Source organism: Gemmatimonas aurantiaca (genome assembly GCF_037190085.1).
Lineage (GTDB): Bacteria > Gemmatimonadota > Gemmatimonadetes > Gemmatimonadales > Gemmatimonadaceae > Gemmatimonas > Gemmatimonas aurantiaca_A.
In genome coordinates, this window is the sequence record NZ_JBBCJO010000004.1 from 287,072 (window position 1) to 308,784 (window position 21,713).

General features: G+C 64.0%; 16 protein-coding genes. 7 read left to right on the top strand and 9 right to left on the bottom strand.

Annotated elements, in window-relative coordinates; all coding sequences use genetic code 11:
• Positions 1–169 precede the first annotated feature (169 nt).
• Entirely contained in the window at positions 170–1,291 is a 1,122-nt protein-coding gene (locus WG208_RS05420; RefSeq protein WP_337170317.1) for a tyrosine-type recombinase/integrase, read from the bottom strand.
• Positions 1,292–1,656: 365 nt separating this feature from the next.
• Between WG208_RS05420 and WG208_RS05425 the strand changes: the two genes are divergently transcribed.
• The 6 genes from WG208_RS05425 (at position 1,657) to WG208_RS05450 (ending at position 9,375) form a co-directional block, all read left to right on the top strand.
• Complete coding sequence (locus tag WG208_RS05425) at positions 1,657–1,944, top strand: mersacidin/lichenicidin family type 2 lantibiotic (protein WP_337170318.1); 288 nt, start codon at positions 1,657–1,659, stop codon at positions 1,942–1,944.
• A 72-nt stretch (positions 1,945–2,016) separates the two neighbouring features.
• Positions 2,017–5,439 (top strand): type 2 lanthipeptide synthetase LanM family protein, encoded by a 3,423-nt coding sequence (locus WG208_RS05430; RefSeq protein ID WP_337170319.1) that lies wholly within the window; start codon positions 2,017–2,019, stop codon positions 5,437–5,439.
• Complete coding sequence (locus WG208_RS05435; protein WP_337170320.1) at positions 5,439–7,613, top strand: peptidase domain-containing ABC transporter; 2,175 nt, start codon at positions 5,439–5,441, stop codon at positions 7,611–7,613. Before WG208_RS05430 ends, WG208_RS05435 begins: the two co-directional genes overlap by 1 nt.
• A gap of 172 nt (positions 7,614–7,785) precedes the next feature.
• Positions 7,786–8,055 carry a mersacidin/lichenicidin family type 2 lantibiotic gene (locus WG208_RS05440; protein ID WP_337170321.1) on the top strand — a complete coding sequence of 90 codons (270 nt, stop codon included), beginning with the start codon at positions 7,786–7,788 and terminating at the stop codon, positions 8,053–8,055.
• Positions 8,056–8,150: 95 nt separating this feature from the next.
• The gene (locus WG208_RS05445) at positions 8,151–8,822 is read left to right on the top strand and encodes a hypothetical protein (RefSeq protein WP_337170322.1); all 672 of its coding nucleotides are present in this window, start codon (positions 8,151–8,153) and stop codon (positions 8,820–8,822) included.
• Positions 8,823–8,952: 130 nt separating this feature from the next.
• Positions 8,953–9,375, top strand: coding sequence for a hypothetical protein (locus WG208_RS05450; RefSeq protein WP_337170323.1), 423 nt, complete (start codon positions 8,953–8,955; stop codon positions 9,373–9,375).
• Positions 9,376–9,441: 66 nt separating this feature from the next.
• On the opposite strand, the gene WG208_RS05455 is transcribed toward WG208_RS05450, so the two are convergent.
• Together WG208_RS05455 and WG208_RS05460 are read right to left on the bottom strand one after the other, a co-directional pair.
• Positions 9,442–10,404: a hypothetical protein gene (locus WG208_RS05455; RefSeq protein ID WP_337170324.1), complete on the bottom strand. Its 963-nt coding sequence runs from the start codon at positions 10,402–10,404 to the stop codon at positions 9,442–9,444.
• Positions 10,389–12,251 (bottom strand): hypothetical protein, encoded by a 1,863-nt coding sequence (locus WG208_RS05460; protein WP_337170325.1) that lies wholly within the window; start codon positions 12,249–12,251, stop codon positions 10,389–10,391. The genes WG208_RS05455 and WG208_RS05460 overlap by 16 nt, the downstream gene beginning before the upstream one ends.
• A 42-nt stretch (positions 12,252–12,293) precedes the next feature.
• Here WG208_RS05460 and queD point away from each other — a divergent pair, with 42 nt between their 5' ends.
• Positions 12,294–12,683, top strand: a complete 390-nt coding sequence (gene queD, locus WG208_RS05465) for a 6-carboxytetrahydropterin synthase QueD (protein WP_337170326.1) — start codon at positions 12,294–12,296, stop codon at positions 12,681–12,683.
• 51 nt (positions 12,684–12,734) lie between these two features.
• Here queD and WG208_RS05470 read toward each other — a convergent pair whose 3' ends face one another.
• The 6 genes from WG208_RS05470 to tssF form a co-directional block, all read right to left on the bottom strand.
• Complete coding sequence (locus WG208_RS05470) at positions 12,735–13,034, bottom strand: PAAR domain-containing protein (protein ID WP_337170327.1); 300 nt, start codon at positions 13,032–13,034, stop codon at positions 12,735–12,737.
• A gap of 3 nt (positions 13,035–13,037) precedes the next feature.
• On the bottom strand, positions 13,038–13,727 hold the full coding sequence (locus tag WG208_RS05475) for a hypothetical protein (protein ID WP_337170328.1): 690 nt from the start codon (positions 13,725–13,727) through the stop codon (positions 13,038–13,040).
• Positions 13,728–13,734: 7 nt separating this feature from the next.
• Positions 13,735–15,933, bottom strand: a complete 2,199-nt coding sequence (gene tssI, locus WG208_RS05480) for a type VI secretion system tip protein TssI/VgrG (RefSeq protein ID WP_337170329.1) — start codon at positions 15,931–15,933, stop codon at positions 13,735–13,737.
• A 41-nt stretch (positions 15,934–15,974) separates the two neighbouring features.
• Positions 15,975–18,650, bottom strand: coding sequence for a type VI secretion system ATPase TssH (gene tssH / locus WG208_RS05485; protein WP_337170330.1), 2,676 nt, complete (start codon positions 18,648–18,650; stop codon positions 15,975–15,977).
• Positions 18,651–18,745: 95 nt separating this feature from the next.
• A complete protein-coding gene (tssG, locus tag WG208_RS05490; RefSeq protein ID WP_337170331.1) occupies positions 18,746–19,861 on the bottom strand; it encodes a type VI secretion system baseplate subunit TssG in 1,116 nt (371 codons plus the stop codon).
• On the bottom strand, positions 19,858–21,711 hold the full coding sequence (tssF, locus tag WG208_RS05495) for a type VI secretion system baseplate subunit TssF (RefSeq protein WP_337170332.1): 1,854 nt from the start codon (positions 21,709–21,711) through the stop codon (positions 19,858–19,860). Before tssF ends, tssG begins: the two co-directional genes overlap by 4 nt.
• Positions 21,712–21,713: the final 2 nt, after the last annotated feature.

A 21,713-nucleotide genomic window follows, 5' to 3' on the forward strand; every position in this document is an offset into this window, starting at 1 on the left:
ACCGACTAGAAAGGTGAGGTTGTTTGCAAGACGACACACCCGTAGTAGATGCTGGTATTGATCGCTTTCGAGGTGAGGCCTCAGTGTTTCAAAAGAAGCCTTGACGTGAAAACCTTGAATGTCAGTTGGTTCGGACTGGTCCACGATGACACGAGGGCTAAAGATTGGTCTACTTCAACTTCGAAAGAATCTTTGAAAGCGAGTCCGTATCGGGATGACTGTAGATACGGGTGATTTCCGCGGATGAATGACCAACGATCCACCCAATTTGGTCGGACGACAACCCACTATTGACCAAGAACGAAATGAAACCGTGTCTGACCCCGTGTGACGAAAACTCTTTGGTCACCTTGGCTCGCTTGAGTCGAGACCGAAACGACCGGCTGAACTGAGAAATGTTCAACGGCTTTCTTGTCCGGGGAGACGGGAACACCCAACCTTCTTCGGCTCCGTTCTGGATGCTATTGAAGAACTTCTTCAGTCCTCCGAGCTTCGCAATAGGAACGACTCGTTCCCGGCGTTTGCAGTAGATACGAAGCTTCGAGTTGCCTTGCTCGAGGACACTCCACTGGTCACCACTACCGGATACGTCGGTGTCCTCGCGACTCCATTTGAGCTTCAGCACTTCACTGATACGACAGCCGGCTTCTATCTGAACAAAGATGATGTTCTCGGTCAGGTTGATTTCACCCTTCTCGACCTGGCTGCGAAGATAGGTCCTCAGCTTCAACCAACTGGCTTGGTCAGGGAGAACGGTTCGTTCTTGAGCTCGGGGAAGCTGGAACTCTGCTATCGGGCTCTGGCTCAACACCCGGTGTGGGGGTCGAACGTAGAAGGTGAACATGATCGACAAATGACGGAGGTCGCGACGAATCGTGTTCGGGGAGACCTTCTGCTCACGTCGATAGTCCACGAAGCCCTGCAAAAGTTCTAGGGACCGGTCAGAGTCGTCGAACTCGTTCAGGTGGACCAGCTTCGGGAGAGTCTCTAGGTACTTCTCAAACTCCTTCAGCGAACCCTTATCACTCCGGACGGTGTGGGAACTGAGCTGACCGTTGTCAGCCAGCTTGGTCCGGTGAGCCAGGTACTCCTTAACGGAGTCCTTGTACTTCTGACGGCTGGAAAACTGTATCTGCTCCCGAAGCAGCTTGTTGTCGAATTCCTTCTGACGACGGAGGGCAACCGACCGGCCCTTAGTCCGAAGGGACCGTTGGACCTTCTTCTTCCCGGTGGTCGTCGGGACGTAGGTCTGGTAGTACCAGAAGTCATTGCAGAGGTAGATGGAACTCATCAGTCGGGGACTGGTGTGGACTAAACACAACTATAGTCCTGACCATAAACCCGGCTGGTCCTCTCGGCAACGTCGTAAGTCTATGTGGAATAACTACTTGCCGAACGCAATAACATGACTCAGGTGCTGAAAATCCGCGTGTCGGCGGTTCGATTCCGTCCCTGTCATCAGTTGCCGTCGATCGCCGCCGATTGCCGGCGCGAAACAATGGTCACCCCACCAATGAATCGAACGCCCGAGAATGACGGGCGAATGACACCGGACCGCCATGCTGAGCGCGCACGATCACGGCACGCGCCGGCGCTTCCCCCCATCAGCGACGGCAATGCGTGCTCACCATGTCCAGTCCAAGAGAAGGAGCACTCATGACCGATACACTCATTCGCGCCTGGAAAGACCAGGATTTCCGGGCCACGCTCGATGGTGACGCCCAGGCGGCCCTCTCCCCCAATCCGGCGGGGCTCGTGGAAGACCCGTCCGATGCCCTCCAACAGATCGCAGGCGGGGAGTCCTCCGAGTGGCTGCTGAGCCTGGGTTGTTGCCAGGGGTTCACGAACGCCTGCTGGGGACTGACACAAGGGCCCGGGGGATGCACGGGTGGCTGCATCAGCGTCTGGATGACAACCCGTTCCGTCTGCGGCGATCCCACGTGATCGCCTGCTGAGGTGTGCGGGCACCCCCTCCCGCACACCTCAGCGCGATCGACCATCTCCACGAGCCCTCCCATGTTCAGTCCGACACTGAGCCAGTCCGCGTATGCACGCGCGCTCACCTTGCGCGAGCGAGGCCGCCTGCTGCGATCCATGGCGCACGCCGTCGATACATCGCACCTCGTCGATCGGTCGTCGGCATCCATGCCTTCGCCGGCATCGGTACGTCGTCGGGAGACACGATGGCGGGAGCGTTGCGCATCGGCCAACCCCGCGCGTTTCGCCCAGCGACTCGCCACCGATGGTCTCACACCGGACGATCTGACTCGGCTCCTCGATGCCACGGGCGCGTGGACGTCCGACATCCCGGCAACTCGACCCTCATGGTGCGAACTCGCATCCACAGGCGGGGGCCAAGCAGGCCAAGCGGACGAAGCACGAGAAGACCACGATGCATCGCAGGGTGCACTCCACCCTTCACCATTCCAGGGATTTCTCGCCATCGCCTGGCCGCAACTGCTCGAAGCGCAGACGCAACTGTCGCTGCATCTCGATCGGATCCCCGGCCTCGCATCGATCTGCGGTTCGACACAAAGCTTCGTGCAACTCACCACCCCCGCACTCGCCAATACGTTCGCGGAAAATGTGGCCAGAGTGCTCGTGCTCGAGCTGAATGTCATGCGCCTGCGCGGTCAACTGACCGGCACCACCGCCGAAGAGCGTTTCCAGGACTTCGTTCGCAAACTCGGCACTTCTCAGATACGGGAAGCACTCTTCGACGAGTACCCGGTGCTGCTCCGCACGCTCCGACAGGCGGCCGATCAATGGGTCCGGCATTGGTCCGAAGTCGCGGAGCGACTGGTCGCCGACCAGCCGGTCATCGAACAGGTCGTGCTGTGCGGACGTCCGCTGGGAATGCTGCGGGAGATTCGGCCCAGTGCGGGAGACAGACATCGCGAAGGGCGACACGTCACCATACTCGGCTTCGACACGGGGCACCGCGTCGTCTACAAGCCCAGAGCGATTGCCGTGGACATCGCCTACCAGCAGCTGCTCACATGGCTGGCCGACGGGCTCGGCGATCGGACCATGACGACGCCTTCACACCTGGCGCGCGACACTCATGGATGGAGCGCCTACATCGAACATGAACCCTGCATGTCACAGGACGACGTGGCGCTGTTCTATCGACGTCTGGGCATGCAGCTCGCGCTGCTGTATGCACTCGATGCCACCGACATGCACCTCGAGAACCTCATCGCCAGCGGCAGCACGCCGGTGCTGGTCGATCTCGAAGCACTCTTTCATCCCCGCGCCGGTGCAGACACCGACTCCGCGGCTTCTCCCCAAAGCGGTTCAACCGGCGCCTGGGGACCCTACTACGAATCGGTCATGCGGGTCGGTCTCCTGCCAAGCTGGAGCTATCCCAATGCCGATGGAGACGCCATCGAACTGAGCGGTGTCGGGGGAATGGCGGACCAACTGCTGCCGGACGAGCAGCCCGTGTTTTCGGAGATCGGGCAGGACACCATGCACATCGCCCGTGCGCGGGTCAGAATGCCCGCGGCAAAGAACCAGCCACGTATGACGGATGCTCCGGTCGATCCGGCAGCGTTCACCGAACACCTCGTGCAAGGGTTCGAAACGGCCTATCGATACATCGCCGAACATCGCGAATGGCTGCTGCAACCCCACGGCTTGCTGGCGGCGTTCAAAGACGTCGACGTACGGGCGGTACTGCGGCACACGAAAGTGTATGCCACACTGCTGCGTGATTCCTTTCATCCGGATCTCCTCCGGGACGCCGCCGATCGGGACATCCACTTCGAGACGCTCTGGCGCGTGCTCGAAACGAGACCCTGGTACTCCCGCATCGTGCGCCATGAACTCGAGGATCTCTGGCGTGGTGATGTTCCGCACTTCACCACCCGCCCGGGCTCCACGTCCCTGTGGACTTCCGATGGCCAGGAGATCCCGGCGTTCTTCGCCCAGTGTGCCTATACGAACGTGGAGCGACGCATCGCGTCGCTGAACCAGACCGATTGTGAGCGGCAGAGCTGGTTCATCCGTGCGTCGCTGGCCACACTCGATGTGGAGACACACACCGCGCCGGCGCGGGCAGAGATCGATGCCATGGTATCCCGGGGCATCGACGACGATGGTGCTCTACGCATTGTGTCGGAGGCTCCGATCCCGCCGATGACGATCGTCCATCGATCGCGGGATTCGCGCAACCGGGCACGCCGGTACGCACGCCACATGGCCGATCGCCTGGCATCGCTGGCTATCGAACAGGGCACCGACGTGAACTGGCTCGGCGTCTCTCTGCTCCGCGAAAAGCATTGGTCGCTGCAACCCCTTGGAGACGATCTCTACAACGGTCGATTGGGGGTCGCACTTTTTCTTCTGGAGATCGATCGGACGCTTGGCCATTCCCGCGCCGGCGCGCTCGCCCGGGCGGTGCTCGATGCCTGCCTGCGTCGGTACACCGGCATGCTCGAACACGAAATGGCTGCACACACCAACCGCACGATAGCCCCGTCGTTCATGGGAGGGGCGTTTCATGCGCTGAGTGGTGGAGCCTTCGTGCTCGCTCACGCTGCGGAAGTCCTGCAGGAGCCCCGATATGCGCAGATGACCACCCGGCTGCTCCAGCGGGCGGCCGACAACATCGCACAGGACGATCAGCTCGACGTCATTGCCGGTGTCGCAGGATTTGTACTCGTGGGAACCACGCTGCTTCAGCGCGCGCCACACACGGCGGATGCCACCCTCACCCACAACCTGCAGGCTGCCTGCGATCATCTGATTGCCAAAGCCGTTCCGCAGCGCTCGGGCATCGGCTGGAATACACGCGTCGACGCCACGCAGCCGCTCACCGGTTTTTCGCATGGCGCATCCGGAATGGCGCTCGCCCTGCACCGGGCAGGTCAGCTCCTGGATCGGCCCGACTACATCGCCTGTGCCGAACAGGCCATGAACTACGAACGCGATGGTCGCGAACGGACGGGTGGATACTGGCCGGACTATCGAACGATTGCCACGCGCACGCCGGAGGGGCTCCCGCCCACCATGCACGCCTGGTGCCACGGCGCGCCCGGCATCGGATTGGCCCGCCTTCGGATTCTCGGAAGCCCATGCGACGAACGGCTGGCTGAGCAGGTGAGGCCCGACCTCCAGCATGCGCTGCAGGACACGTGTGCACATGGATTCACCGGCAACCACTCCCTGTGCCACGGCATGCTGGGAAACTTCGCGCTCGTCGAACAGACCAGGCGCGCAGGCATCGTTCACGAGGGTTCACACACACACCATCGTCTCGCCGAATGGATTCTCGATTCGATGGAGCAGGCCGGTGCACTCTGCGGCATTCCCAAGGGCATCGAAACACCGGGGTTGATGACCGGTCTGGCCGGCATCGGGTTGGGACTGCTGCAACTGGCCGGCGAAGAGGTGGTCGATGTGCTGACGCTCACACTGCCTGACAGGAGGGCATGATGAGACGAACCCGACGCATCGCGCCCGTCCGACAGCTTTCCGATGTCGAATGTGGACCGGCCTGCCTGGCCATGCTGCTCGCACACTACGGGCGACACACCACACTGCGTCAACTGCGCGAGCGGATCGTGGCGGGTCGCGATGGCGTCTCTCTGACCGCGTTGCTTCGTCTGGCCGAAGAGGAGGGACTGAAGCATCGGGTGCATCGGATTGTAGCATCCGAACTCCCACAGATTCATCTTCCGGCGCTGTTGCACTGGCGCGATCGACACTTTGTCGTGCTGGAAGCGATGTCGGCGACACAGGCCACCATTCTCGATCCGGCGTTTGGCCGCCGCACGCTCTCGCCCGACGACATGGCGCGTGACTTTTCCGGCACCGCCGTCGAGTTCGAACCTGATGCGGTCTTCCAGCCCGGTCCGCGCACACCGGAACGTCACCTGCTCCGGTATCTCCAGTGGCTCTTCACCCCTGCCACCGCTCGGCGGTATCTGGGGGCCGCCACCTTCGCATCGTTGATCCTGCAACTGTTCGGCCTCGTCGTGCCGGCCACGACGGCTCTCCTGGTCGATTCCACGGTCACGTGGAAAGCCTACGGCCTGACGACGATCGCCGCTGCGCTGATGTCGGTGACCGTCGCACGGGTGGGACTGGCGTGGTTGCGGGGAAACTTCATTGCCCGATTGCAACGCCTGGTCGATCGGCATGTCTCCACGGGCTTCTTCGATCACCTCCTGAGACTGCCGCATCGATTCTTTCTTCAGCGGACCACGGGCGATCTGCTGGTGCGTCTGAACAGCAACGCCGCCATCAGGGATCTCTTCACCACCCAGTTGATCACGGCCAGCCTCGATGCTCCGATGGCCCTGGGGTATCTCGGGCTCCTGATCGTCGTCGCACCACCGCTTGCCGTGCTCGCCGGCATCTCCGCACTGCTGCAGACGGGAATGATCTGGTTCGCGATGCACCGGCAACGGGAGCTGGCGTCCCGTGCACTCTCGGCGAAAGCCGAAGAACATGGTCGTGCCGTCGAAACACTGGCTGGCATCACCTACGTCAAAGCGGTCGCGGCGGAAGCTTCACTGCTCGCCCGCTGGCGGTCCGCATTCATTCATCACCAGGACGTGGCCTTCGAAACGACCATGCTCAACACGACGGTCGAAGCCATACTCGGCGGCGTGCGGCTGGCGACTCCCATCGCCGCGCTGCTGGTGGGCATGCATCGGGTCGACACGGGTGCCATGTCACTGGGCGAAATGCTCGCCGCGGTCACGCTCGTGACGTCCTTCGTGCAACCGGTGCTCACGTTGCTGCAATCCGCCCAGCAACTGCATCTCGCAGGCGCGTACATGGAACGCATCATGGATGTCCTCGACTCGAAGCCGGAGGTGGACGCGTTCGAGGAACAGGCCGTCGTCGGAGTCATCGGCTCGAAAGCCGGCCGCTCCGAAACCGGACGTCGTGTCGAATGTCGCAGCGTGGAATTCCGGTTCGGTACGTCCGCGCCATTGGTGCTGCACGGGATCGACTGTGTCATCCCCGCCGGCGGAACACTGGGACTCATCGGCGCGACAGGATCGGGAAAGAGCACGCTTGCGAAGATCCTGCTCGGCTTGTGGACGCCAACGGCTGGCCAGGTGCTGCACGACGGCCAGCCTCTCGATGGAAACACCGTTCGCCATTTCCGGAAACGCACCGGTGCCGTTCTGCAGGAGCTCGATGTGTTCAGTGGCACCATCCTCGAAAGCATCACGCTCGGCATACCCCACGCGACGCTCGACGAGGCGCGTGCGGCCGCGTCCCTGGCCTGTCTGGATCAGGAGATCAGAGCCATGCCGCTCGGATATCACACACATATCGGCGATCGGGGCATTTCCCTGTCCGGAGGGCAACGACAGCGACTCGCTCTCGCGCGCGCTTTGCTGCATCGACCGGATTTTCTCGTGCTCGATGAAGCCACCAGCCAACTCGATGTCAAAACCGAGCGGAATGTGAACCGGTGCATCCAGGAACTCGGATGCACGCGTCTCATCGTTTCTCATCGTCTCTCGGCGGTCGAAGAGGCCGACTGGGTTCTCGCGATGAGCGACGGGCGTCTCGTGGCGGAAGGTCGACCTCAGGACGTGCTGCGCGGACGCGCACTCCCGGACGACATCGCGCGACGGGCCGGATGAAGCGATGCAGAGCCGAAACAAACCCCAGCAGACTCCAGGCAAACCCCAAGCGGCCTGGAAGGCACGATCAGGATCACACGATGCCGCAACGAACCCGGGAGCCGGCTTCCCGTCGTAGTCCCCGCTGCGTGCCGGCATATCCAACGCAGCGCCAATTCCACCGGAGGTACCTATGTCGTCCGATATCACCGTACGGGCCTGGAAAGACCCGCACTTTCGCGAAGAACTCAGCGCGGATATCCGCGCTTCCCTGCCCACTCACCCCGCCGGCGTCATGAACCCCGCCGAAGACATGGAGCCGCACGGAGGGGAAGGAATGCTCACCGAGAGAGGGTGTTTCGATGCCCTGACCAAGATGTTCAGCTGCATGGGGTGCGAACACACGCTGTGGCATGGGTCCTGTTGGGCATCGACCATCGGCTGCTGCCCGGCAATGACCTGACAGCCAGGTACCGCATCACCGATGACCGGTCATCGGTGATGCCATCCGGCTCCGGCCGCCGATCCGTTCACCATCTCCATCCGGTCAACCCCATCATGCCTACCCATCACGCGGCTCATGACGAGGCGCGCACCAGCGCTGTCGCTGAACGAACCCTCGCCCGTAGCGTGGATGCGACCATCGATGTGCTCGTGAGCCCACGCGCGGGATTCGAGGCCATCGCCAGGGGCATCCATCTCTGGATTCCGCTGCTGTGTATAGCAGCATGTCGGACGTGCTGGCTGATCGCACAGTATCCCGCCGCGCGAAGGCTCGACCGGATCGTGATCAACCTCGGGGTGCAATCGCTGATCGTGGCAGTGCTCTATGCCGTCATCGCGCTCTCCATCATGGGCGCGTTGTGGATGAGAGGAGGACGCTTTCGTCCACGATCGGTGCTTGCCGTCGTGCTGTGCGTCGGCTTCGTGACGGAACTCGGCGCGCTCCTGGTCGCACTGCTGAGCGATGCGTTGCTCGATATGAACGTCGAGCCCGCCAGTCAGACATTGACCAATTTTGCCGGATTCGTCCCGGAAACGAGCAATCGTCCTCTGCATCACATCCTCTTGCAGCTCGATGCGATCAAGCTGTATGGAGTGGGGCTCGTGGCGTATGGCACCGGCATGATGGTCCGGGAAATCACGCGCAGGCAGGTGATGTGGACGGTGTTGATCCTGTGGGGCGTATGGCTGTTCATCACCACACTGATCAAATGGTACGTCAGTTGAAGGCGGGATCAAAAGACCGACATGCAGGTCCGCGCAGGTCCATGCAAAGACCATGTACGGACACCCAGGAACACCCAAGAACACCCAAGGACACATCGATCCGACGTTCACCATCCCGAGGAACCCACCCATGACGACAGACATCCCTGCCTACGGGCAGACCGCCCATCCCCGCCCCGACTATGTCTCACGCGCCGCGATCGCCACGGTGGGTGTGGGCATCGGCCTCACGGTGTCGGCGATTCACGCATTGCGGATCATTCCCGGCACACCCAATGGCGATCTGGTCGTTCCGGGCATTCTGCTGCTGCTCACCATTACGATGGGCGTCTGGGGGCAATCGCAGCTGCAACGGGCCGCCGAGTTTCCGTCGGTTGTTCCCGCACCCTCATTGCAGGCCAGACGCCGCCGGTTGCTGACGCGTGCGTTGTGGGCGGTGGTGTTGGTGGGAAACCCGCTCGCCGTGTTTCAGGGAAAGATCGCCGGTGCCGCTCTGCTGGCATTCGGCCTGTACGCCATCTGGCACGGCGTGAGCGAAAGGCGTCGTCGCTGATCGGATCGATCTGGTTTTCCGTTGCCTGAACACAGCGGTCGATCAATCACCGGCAATCCCCGCCGATCACCGCACCGGTGTGTGCTTCCAGACGACACGCGCTCCTGTTGCCGGATCGAGCCCCGGAACGAGGATGCTCGATGCCGTTGCCGTCGTCACCGTGACCTCCCGGCCGAGGTCGGTGAGATAGCGCGCCGACGCGAGGTCGGAGACCGCCGCCACGCTGGGTTCGGCACTCGTGATACGCACCGGTCCTTTGGCGGGAAGCGCGACCTGCATCCACGTCTTGGTGCGGTCCACGATCTGCCGCACCGCCGGCGCATTCCCAGCCGACGCACCACTTCCCGCACCACCCGACGTACCAGACGAAGACACATACGCCGCATCACCGCCAAAAACGATGGCGTTGGCCCGTGTTGCCCGTGGAATCACCCAGCCTTCGTGCGTGCCATCCGCGAGTGTCAACGGAATCACCGTGAAGGGACGCTTGAGCCGGTTCCAGGCAGGTGTGACCGCGCGGTTCACATCACGTGCGAGGCGGGCGCGTTGCAGGATCTGGGCGGTATCGAGCGGAGACAGGTATTTGGGGCGATCTCCATCGAGGCGTACGGCAGTCAGTCGTCGGGGTGTGCGGAACGCGCTGTCCACATCGAACACGCCGCCGACAGGCACACCGTCGGCATCGCGTTCACAGAAAATCAGACGCGGCGCGGACGCCGCGGCTCCGAAGCGGCCTGCGGCCCGAAGGCGCGCAACCGTGGGGACACACTGCTGATGGAACGCGATCGCCCGTGCCCGGAAATCGGCGGCGCCGAATGCGTCGGCAAACCCCGGAGGCATTCCATCGCTCACGGTTGGAGCCGGTGTTTCGGGTGGCGCCACCTGCACCGGCGTGGACTCGGGTTGTGGTGCGGGAGTGGAAGCACAGCCGGTGCCCAGCAGCGCGAGCGCCGTCATGGCAATGGCAGCGATGGCCAACCGCAGGTGGCGTTCGGTGAGAAACGATGAGGAGGCTACGGCTCTTTGCATAGTGACCGGATGGCGTTTTCGACGGCAACGCGCATCGCCTCGTAGGCGGCGCTGATTTCCGCGGCGTTGGCCCCTTCTCCGAGCCCGCGGGCAATCGCGTCGGCACTGAGCTGGAGTGTCTCTTCGGATGATCGCACATCGACACAGGTCCGGGAACGGCTGGCCGTCACCAATTGGGCACGGGACGCCTGCAACGCTGCCGCCGCCAGATAGGACCGGGTGTCTTCCCGCGAGGCGATGCTGTCGGCCAGTACCAGCATGCGGACGGCCGTCTGCTGCAGTGCCGGCGCGGAATCACTGGCCGTTCGCAGCAACGTGACGCCCCGGGCCACCACGTAGCCCCGGAGTATTTCCGCCTGGTCGCCATGGCGTGGTGCCAGCAGGAGCGTCACGAATGCGCTGTCGGGTTGCTGCTGCTCGAAAAAGGCATCGGCAAGCTGGAGATACTGCGGGGTCAGCGACGAGTCCTTCCGGATGGCTTCCTGCGTGGCGCGTATGGCCGCGGTGCGGTTGCCGGAGCGTCTGGCGGCACTGGCGGCCATCACATTCAACGTGGACACGTCGGGAAACCGTTCGAGACCGCGCTGCAGGGCCACGCCGTTCTCGATGCCCAGCAACTGCAGATACTGCAGGTAGAGCCGCGAATCACCGGGGAAACGTCGCACGTTGCGGACGACGAGTTCGAGCGCGCCCAGCGAATCGCCCGATTGACGCAGTGCCTCCACGAACCGGGTGGCGTAGTTGGAATCGGCGCGGAAGGTGCTGTCGGCCAGTTCGAGCGAATCGCCAAGCACGGCGGCGTCGTGCCACTGCGCGAGGGCGGTCTGTGCACGGAACACCAGGCGTTGCAGTTCGGCGTTGTTGCCGAAGCGTTCGGCCAGGGCGCGGGCATTGTGCATCGCATCGTCGGGGCGCTGCAGACGGAGCTGGGCTTCCACGACGACCGTGGCCAGCGACAGCGAATCGTCGTGCGCGGCGTAGATGCGACTCCATTGCGCCAAGGCCTCCGCGCGCCGTGAAAGGGCTTCGAGCGCATTGGCTCGCGCGACCGCCGCGTAGGTGTTGGTACTGTCGATGTGGAGCGCGTCGTTGGCGACGGTGAGAATCGAATCGGCGCCGGTCTGTCCGTCGAACAACGCGGACAGCAGGCAATCGCGGGCGATCACGGCCTGCGGATAGGCCTGGATGGCGCGGGTGGCTTCCCGTGCCGCCATGGCCTTGTCGCGCTTCTCGAGCGCGTTTTCGCACCGGCGCAGTCCCTGCAACTGGGCCCGGGCCTTCACCACTTCGTCCGCGAGTCGCTCCGCCACCTGTGCCACGGTGGTGCCGCGCACCACGGGCAGCGGTTGCTGCATCTCCCAGTTGCGCAGTCGGGCCATCCGTCCCGCGACCACGTAGGTATTGCCCTGCCGCATGACCCGACCGAAGACCACTTCATCGGCGCGCACCTTTCGCGCCATCAGGCGCAATTCCACATCGCCGAGGATCGCGTTGCGGGGGTATCCCGACTCGAGCAGGATATTCCGCAGGTGATACGACTCGAGCAGCTGTGTTTCGCGGCCATCGATGCGCTTGCCGAGTCGATCCCGCAGGACGTCGGACAGGTCTCGTGAGACGTTGGCCAACCCTGCGGGTGTGCTGTCGGGCCGGAATGGCGCCACCAGGAGTGCCTGGCGCACGAATTCCGGCGAGGCGGTGGACGCGGGGGCGGGGGCGACCCGGACCCCGGTGGGCTGGGCGGAGGCCGGACTGGTGGCGCACAGCAGAAGCAGTCCGGGGGCCAGTGGAGCGAGGTGCCGACGGGAGCGCAGAGCGATGGGCAAGAACGGCTTGATGCGGGTCGACACCAAGGATACCCGACTGCGGCGGGGAACCGCTAGAATTGGCGGATGACCGCCCCGCTCGAGATCTGCGAGATCTACAAGGAATTCACCATCGAAGCCGCTCACCGGCTCCCCCAGGTACCGCCCGGTCACAAATGCGCGCGTCTGCACGGGCATTCGTTCCGTATCGAACTGCGGGTGCGCGGACCACTCGACCCCACATTGGGCTGGGTGATGGACTTTGCGGACATCAAGCGGGCGTTCGCGCCGATCTACGACCGGCTCGACCACCACTATCTCAATGACATTCCGGGGCTGGAGAATCCCACCAGCGAGCGACTGGCCGTCTGGATCTGGGAGCAGCTCACGCCGGCGCTGCCAGCGCTCTCGGCCGTGATCGTGCGGGAGACGTGTACGTCGGGGTGTGAGTATCGGGGGCCGTCCGCCGGGCAGTGAACGCGCGGTGAACCCGAGCGAACGTGAGCAGCTCGGCGGACGGCGCTGGCGTCATCCGCCCACCATCACGGTGGGGGCACCCGACACGATCGTACCACCATGTGCGGTGTTGTCACCGAGTCGCGCGGCAGGCTTGCTGCACATGAGTACGGTGGCGGAGCCTTTGATGACGCTGGACGGAGGTCCGACGCAGACGCACATGCTGCCAATGGTTGCGGCCGGCAGTGCGGCGACCAGCACCGTGGGAGCGCCTGGCACGACGATGGGGCCGCCCACGTGCGGAATCGGTGGAACGCCGGGCGTCTGCATGGGGCAGACGTGCATGTCGGTCACACGTGCGGCGGGAGGCATGGATCACCTCGTGGGGGCAGGGGTCGTGGCACGGGTGTACTCGTGCTGCAGACGTTGGTGGGTGTCGTAGGCGAGCTGCAGTGCCGGATCCCAGCCGCCGAGTCGCTTGATGATCTCCAAGCCCTGCGCCGCGAACGCCGACATGGTCGGGACGATCTGCTCCGGCTTCTGCACGGAGGCGGCGGACAGCAGGATGGCGCCGGCCACGAGCGGCATGGCGGCGCCCGGTGGTGGCGGTACCGGGGCCATGTTGGCGGGAGCCACCGACGTGCCGCTCAGAAACACGGCGGCGGCGATCATGCCCACCGGCGTGTCCATACCAGCGGCCGTACCGGCATCCCACGCGGCGCGGCGGGCATCGTCTTCCGGGCGGACGATCCACTGTTCGATGGCACTGAGAGTCTTGTGCACATCGGCCGTGGCGGGCGTGCCCCCTTCGGCCTGGGTGACATACCGCGCCGACACCCAGGCCCACCACACACTCTCGCGTGATGGCAGAACCCCGACGATGAGCCGGAGGGCGCTGGGAAACAGCGATTGTGCGGTCCACGCGCCGTAGAGCGCGTCGAGCGAATGATGGGGATCGAGCAGGGCGATGGCATCGTCGTCGGGCGCCGCGCGCTCGAGGAGCCAGCGCACGGGCGCCGGATAGGCGGCGAACGGATCGGGAGCGATCACGGGAGGCGTCGTCATCGGCGTCTCAGTTGATCATGGTGATGCCGCCCTTCACCATCACCATCGCGTCACCGTTGACCTGCGTCATCGGCGCCTTCATCTGTGCCATCGCGGAACCTTCCACCTTCACCATGATGCCCTTGATGGTGACGCCGGTCTGATCGATGACGATGGAGTTGGCTCCCACCTTCAGTTCGATCTTCTGCATCGCTTCGAGCGTGATTTTCCCGAGCGCGGCTTTGGAGGAGATGTTCCCGAGATCCGCCTTGGTGTCGATGTTGCCCATCTTCACCGTGAGCGTCTGATTGCCCTGCTCCACCGTGATGGCTTCGTTGCCCGTGATGGTGATGGTCTGCTTCCCCTTCACCGAGACCGTGTCGTCGCCGGAAATCGCGTGTGACTGATTGCCCTTCACCGTGAGATCACGGTTGCCCTTCACCGTGATGGCTTCGTTGCCGTTCACCGTGACGGTGTGATCCTTCTCGACGTGTAGCGTCCGGTTGTTGTCAAGCACCTTGATGACCTGTTCGCCCTTCTCGATGGTCGTGTGCTCGTATCCTTCCTTGACCGTCTTCGTTTCGTTGTTCTTGATGGTCGTGGTGCGATCGTGCTGGACGTTGCGGGTCTCGTCGTTCTTGACGAGGGTGTCGAGATTCTTCTCCGCCTGCACGTTGATCTGCTCGCTGCCTTTCTTGTCCTCGAAGCGCAGCTCGTTGTAGTTGTCCGCACCACCCTGCAGGGTGCTCTTGGTGCGCACACCGCTCTGCGTCTTGTTGGTCGGCAAGGGCCACGGCGGCAGATTGGCGCTGTTGTACAGACTGCCCACCACCACCGGATTGTCCGGATTGCCGTCGAGAAAATCGACGATCACCTCGTGGCCGATGCGGGGCAGGAACACCATGCCGAACTGCTGGCCCGCGAACGACTGGGCCACGCGGATCCAGCACGATCGTTCGAGTTTGGTGGAGTTCTCGATGTCCCACTTGAACACCACCTGCACGCGACCGTGTTTGTCGGTGAAGATCTCCTCGCCTTGCGGCCCCACCACGGTTCCCACGTGCGCCCCCGACACACGCGGCCACGGCGTGCGACGGGGCGGCCGGTAGGGTGTGGATCCGGGAATGGCTTCGAAGCTGTTCTCGTATGAGGACTGCGCACCATCGGTGTGATAGGCGCCGTTCGATCCACTGTGCTGCACGCGGGTGATGAAGACCGCGCCGTTGAATGCCGTGTCGGCACGTCCCTTGATCGTCGCCTTGGCGCCCACTTCGAGTCCCACATAGCGCGAACGTCCCAGATAGCGCACCGCCTCCGCTTCCGACCGTTCCTGTCCGATGCGGGAGTAGGTCTTGGTATCGGGCTGGAACTTGCTGACATCACTGGGTGTTTCGCCGCCCGAGTGATTGATGCCGGTGTGATGGGCCGTCAACTGCTGATCGAAATCGTACCAGAGCAGATCGGCGGGTGGGGAGAACACGCTCGAAGCGCCTCCCGTTTCACCCAGCAGGTTGTTGCCCGTCAGGAATTCGCTGGCCCCCCGGATCTGCGTCTTGGCCGTGTAGGGGTAGGCCTCGGAGTTGAGCTCGGTGACATACGGACTGCTGAAATCGCCTCCGACCACGTCGGGATGATACTGCAGATCCGTGACGCCCCATGCCTCCTGGGCCGACGCCGTGTTGTCGCCGAGTACCAGTTTGGCCTCGCCACCCTTGTGATCGAAGCGATACCAGATGCCTTCCTGCTCCAGCAGGCGCGAGACACACGTCCAACGGCTCTCGCGATAGCGGAAGCAGTAGGGGCGTGGGTCGAGGGTGCGGACGAGCTTCCACTCGTGGGGCGTGCCCTTGAGCAGATCGTCGCAGACATCGCGCGCCGTCTTGTTCTGAAAGATGTCGAAGCTGTTGTCGAGCGTGAGCGCCCAGTGCGGCGGCACGATCTCCAGCAGGTACGACATGTGGCCCTCGGCCACGATGCCACCGCGGACGAATCGACTGACCACGCCACAGATCTTGCGATCCGAACCGTCGGGCAACTTCAGATCCAGCGAGACCCCTTTCAACAGCAGGTCTTTCGGCTGGATGTCCGTCTTCTTGCTCCAGGCGATGACGGTGAAGCGGAAGAGTGAGGAGATCGCCTCCTCACCCTCCCACGACACCAGGAGCAGGACGTCGGTGCCCAGCGGCGTATTGAGACGGAACGGACGGTTGGCCTGGGACCATTCCATTCAGCGCATCCTCGGTGAGAGTCCAGACAGTGGTCAGCGCCTCACGCGGAGGCGCTGCTCACCGCTTCGTACGTGAAGTCCCCGTCTTCGGCCACGCCCACGCGGAGCGCCGAAGGACGTGCACCTTCCGCCATCGATGCCAGCAGTAGGCGGGAGATCTCGGGGAGCAGGGTGTTGCTGAGGATGTTGTCCACGTTGCGGGCGCCGCTTTCCACTTCCGTGCAGCGTGCCGCCACCTGATTGATGAGCGTCTCGTCGTGCTGCAGTTCGAGCTTGTGCGTTTCGCGCAGTCGGCGGGCGATCTTGCCCACCTTGAGGCGCACGATCTGCTTGAGATTCTCGTCGCGCACCGGATAGTACGGTACGATGACCATGCGGCCGAGGAAGGCCGGCTTGAACACCCCGTCGAGTTCCGGCTTGAGCGCCTTGGCCATCGCATCCGGGAACGGCAGCGTTTCCGGATCGGCCGTGAGCTTCATGATCGTGTCGGTGCCGGCGTTCGTGGTCAGGATGATGATCGTGTTCTTGAAGTCGATCTGTCGGCCTTCCCCGTCTTCCATCACGCCCTTGTCGAACACCTGGAAGAAGAGCTCGAGCACGTCGGGGTGCGCCTTCTCCACTTCGTCCAGCAGGACGACACTGTACGGGCGGCGACGCACGGCTTCGGTGAGCACACCGCCTTCGCCGTACCCCACGTACCCCGGGGGGGAACCCTTGAGCGTGGACACCGTGTGCGCTTCCTGGAACTCCGACATGTTGATGGTGATGATGTTGCGCTCACCACCGAAGAGCATGTCGGACAGCGCAAGCGCCGTTTCCGTCTTGCCCACACCCGACGGGCCGACGAGCATGAACACGCCCTTGGGCTTGTTGGGATCCTCGATGCCGGCCTTGCTGGTGCGCACGCGACGGGAGATGTCCACGAGCGCGTGATCCTGACCGATGACCCGCGCGCCCAGGTGCTTCTCGAGTTCGAGCATGGTGCCGAGTTCGTCGCTCATCATCTTGCCGACGGGGATGCCGGTCCAGCCGGAGATCACCTCACCCACGATGGAGGCATCGACGAACGGCCGCACCAGCGGGTTCTCGCCCTGCAGCGTTTCCAGCTCGGCTACGGCCTGCGTGTACTCGGTGCGCAGCGCATCGGCCGCCGTCTGATCGGCGTTGCCCGCTTCGGCCACGAGCTTGCCGCGGATGTCGAGGATCTTCGCCACGACATCCTTCTCTTTCAGCCACCGCGACTCGAGTTCCGCCAGCTGCGCTTCCACCTGCGTGCGCTTCTCGGCGATGCTGGCCAGACGTTCACGATGATCGGCACCGGCCGTCTGTTCCCGTGTGAGCACCCGATCCTGCAGGGCGAGATCGTCGAGGATGCGCTTGCAGTCCTCGACCGGGCCGGGTGTGGCACTCTGACCGAGCGCGAGGCGCGCGCAGGCGGTGTCGAGCACACTGACCGCCTTGTCGGGCAGCTGGCGATCGGCGAGGTAGCGATGCGACAGACGCACGGCCGCTTCCATGCCGCTGTCGAGAATGTGCACCGTGTGGTGCTTCTCGAGCGAGGGCACGACGGCGCGCATCATGATGCAGCACACGTCTTCCGTGGGCTCTTCCACCTTCACGAGCTGGAAACGCCGCGAGAGCGCCGGATCCTTCTCGAAGAACTTCTTGTATTCGCTCCACGTGGTGGCGGCGATGGTGCGCAATTCACCACGCGCCAGCGCCGGCTTGAGCAGATTGGCGGCGTCGTTCTGACCGGCCTGTCCGCCCGCCCCGATCATCGTGTGCGCTTCGTCGATGAAGAGAATGATGGGGGTGGGCGAGTTCTTCACCTCTTCGATGAGACCCTTGAGGCGGTTCTCGAATTCGCCCTTCACCCCCGCCCCGGCCTGCAGCATGGCCAGGTCGAGCGACAGCAGCCGCACGTTGCGGAGCGGCGGCGGCACGTCCCCATCGACGATCCGGCGGGCGAAGCCCTCCACCACCGCGGTCTTGCCGACACCGGCCTCACCCACGAGGATGGGATTGTTCTGCCGGCGCCGCGTGAGGATGTCGACCACCTGCCGCACTTCGAAGTCGCGCCCGAGCACCTGATCGATCTTGCCGCTCTTCGCGTTGGCCGTGAGATCGACGCAGTACTGATCGAGGTTGGGGGTGCGTCCACCGGCGCCGGGCTTCGGGGTTCCGCTGCCGCCGGAGGCGCTCGCGCCGGCCGCCACCGAATCGATGCTGCCGATCTCCGCCGTCGCCTCCGCCGACGAAGCGGTGATGGTGACGAAGTCCTTCTTCAGCACATCGGCCGGGATCTTCTCGAATTCCTTCGTGAAGTCCACCGCGCGCAGCAGTTCGGGCACCGACAGCAGGGCCAGCAGCACGTGTCCGGTGCGCACGCGCGGGGCGCCGTATTCCACCGAACCCAGCACCCAGGCTTCCCGCAGCATGTTCACCAGCGACGGGCTCAGCGTGGGCGTGCGGGCATTGCCCGTCTTCAGACGATCGAGCGCGCGGGCGAGATCGTCGGCCAGCCGCGACCGGTTGACGCCGAAGTGTTTGAGAATGGCCGCCAGATCACTGTCGGTGGAATCGAGCAGCTTCACGAAGAAGTGCTCGATCTCGACGTCGTAATTGGTACGCGAGAGGCACAGCCCGGCTGCGCCTTCGACCGCACTGCGGGTCGGTGCGTTGAGCTTGGCAATCAGGCCGCGAAGATTCACCGACATGACGACTCCATCAGCAGAAGGTCGGGGAGGGGATGCAACACGAGGAACGACAACACCGGCACTATCACATCTGCACTACCAGGGACCGAGCGGTCCTAACACAACTGCAGCAGCACATCGTCGGGATCCCGGGCCGGTGTGCGATTGCGCAACCAGGTGCCGAATCCTAGGCGGGGCGCCGATGGGAGGCCCAGCGCCGCGGTGGGGGTTTCCTCGCGAGCGAGGACCAACTGCGCATCGACGCCCACCTCGTCGTCGGCGTAAAATCGCGCCAGCGATCGCAGCAGGGCGTGATTGTTGCCTTGTGGAAGAAAGGCGTCGAACTGCGCGCGCGACAGCGGGCCCAGGCGCAGCCTGATACGCGCGTGCGGGTCGTACACGGCATTGCCGATCACGGCCTGTCCGAGACGGCCGTCCGCATCGTCGTCGCCGAGGCACACCTGACCCCCATCGGGCAGGGTGCGCCATTCGCCCACGAACTGTTCGACGGTGGCGGCGACATCGAAATAGTCCGCGACGAGCTGGGCGAGGCCGAGTGCGGGACGCGAACGCAACGAGAGCAGACCGGCGTAGTACGCGAGCGTGTCGCGATGCAGGATGCTCTGGCGTTGTCCCACCGGGTTGCCCGCTCCGATGAGATCGAGCAGGTGCGAGTGGATGCGATCTTCGTCGCCCCGCTCCGTGGCCACCGCCGTGTGATGGCGTTCCCATGCCCGGTAGAAGAGCGAGAGAATCCGGTGGTGGAAGAGATCGATGAAATCGCGGAATGCCGTATCGCGCACGCGGGCGCGCGCGGCCGCGTACTCGGTGTAGCCATGCGGCAGAACGCCCTGGGGCCCTGTGAGGCCCAGGAAACGCACGCCGACATGGGCCGGACTGCGTTCGTCCTTCTTGCGCCGCGCCGCGGCCGGTGTGAGCTCGACGGCAGAGATCTCGCTGGGCGGAAACGAGAGGGTCGGCGGCACGTGCATGCGCGCCACCTCACCACGCGGGTCCGACCAGCCGCCCACCGCATCGCGATCCGGATACATGCGCTGCAGCAACCGGATCAACTGGAAGAACTCGAAGCTGCTGCCTTCCCGTTCGATCACGGCCTCGAGACGCCGCCGGGTCTGTTCACGTGCCGGGGTCTCCAGATACGTCGTCGTATACGACAGGCCCTCGGGGCCGTCGTCCGACGTCAGGTCCGCGACATCCATGTGGTCGATCACAACAGGGTCCGCGATCCGGCGCGGGCCGGCCATTCGACGACCTGACGCCGCCGCTGCTTCGAACGCACCGCCACCTGCGTGAAGCTGTTCATCGACGCGTACAGCGCGAAGAACCGCTCGAGCACACTGGCCATGAGGAACATGCCGCCGCCCGGGAACTGCTCTTCGTCGAATTCGAGATCGAGGCGGCGTCCGCGCGCGAACGTCATGCCGTGCGCCACGGTCACGCGGGCGAACGCCGGTTCGGTGCGCAGGCCGATCAGGCCATCGATCTGCCGTTCCGCGCTCAGACTGTTGGTCGTGTTGTGCAGACGCAGCAGCTCCCGCAGTGCGTCTCCGCTCGTGTCGGCAAGCGACAGATGGTTGAGGGACAGCGTCGAGATGAGCCGCCACAGCAACGCCTTGCCGAGGATGGGCTGCACCGCCCGCGTGGGATTCACGACGGCCGAGATGCGCTGGATGGGGCCGCCGCTCACCAGTTCGAAGTCGCCGCGTTCGTCGGCACCGAATGGCAGACGGCTGGGCATGTCGCCGTTCGAACAGGTGACGTGCACCGACGCCACGTCCTGGTCGGGAATCCGCAACTGTCCCGAGAGATCGGAGAAGCTGAGGTACACATCGGTGCCCCGGTCGGTACGCCACCCAGAGCTGCGCCTGACACAATGCCAGAACAGATCGCCGCTCTCGGTCCCATCGGCTCCCCGGTCGTGGCGATGGGAGTACAACGGCGAGACCGTGCGTGTGGTGCGGGCGGCGTGTTCGATGAGACGCACATCGTCCACCGACCAGACTTCCACCTCGAGGCGCCGACGGGCGTCGGGCACCACCAGATGTTCGTAGCTGCGTTCGGTGAGCAGGATCGGCTCGGCCGACTGCGAGAACAGATTGACCGTCGGCGTGCATCCCAGACGGAACGTGCGCGAGGAGACACCGAGCTCCAGCGCCTGCCGTCGTTCGGTGCGCTCGAAGCTGCCGATGAGCAGACCCACTTCGGCGCGATCGGTGGCGCCCAGTGTGCGCAGGGCATCACCGAGCCCGACGATGTCGAGGAAGTGGAACTTCTCGGGAAACGCGAACAGCTCCTGCAGCAGCGAGAAGCCGGCGAAGCTGCGATTGGATTGCGGTAACATCGCTTCATCGGGATCGAATCCCACCGGCTGCATGGCGCGCGGTCCGAGCAGCACCGGCGGCGCCGATGGACGATCCGGATTGCGCACCACCACCTGCACACAGTTGTTCGCCAGCAACTCGTACAGCGTATCGGCGACATTGCTGTCGGCGGCGAGGTGGATGCGCATCGCCTTCATGGTCAGCGCATCGAGGGAGACGCCGTTGAAGGCCTGCAGGCTGAGGCGGATGGCTGCCACCGCTTCGCGTCCGTGCGCACCGGCGCCGGCACGATCGGGCGTGGTCCACTCCGCGCCCGCGATGCGTAGCGGGTAGAGCGTCGTGTCGTAGGTGGTGCGGAAGACACACGGCACGCCGCCCACCGGTTTGGTGTGCAGCACACTGCCCCGCGGCACATGGAATCCCTCGGGGGCACGTCCCTGCGCCGGATCGAGCGCCACCTCCACGATGGACATCGCCGGAAGCGGGCGCACGATCTGCGGATGCAGCATCTCCAGCAACGACTCGCTGACTTCCGGGAAATCGTCGTCGAGTCGCCGGTGCACACGCGCCGTGAGAAACGCGAACCCCTCGAGCAGCCGCTCGACGTGCGGGTCCTCGCAGCGCGTGGCTTCGAGCTGCAGACGCGAGGCGACTTTCGGGTATTGCTGCGCGAATTCGGCTCCGAGTTTCCGGAGATACGTGAGCTCGCGCTCGTAGTAGAGCAGCAGGTCGTCCTGCATCA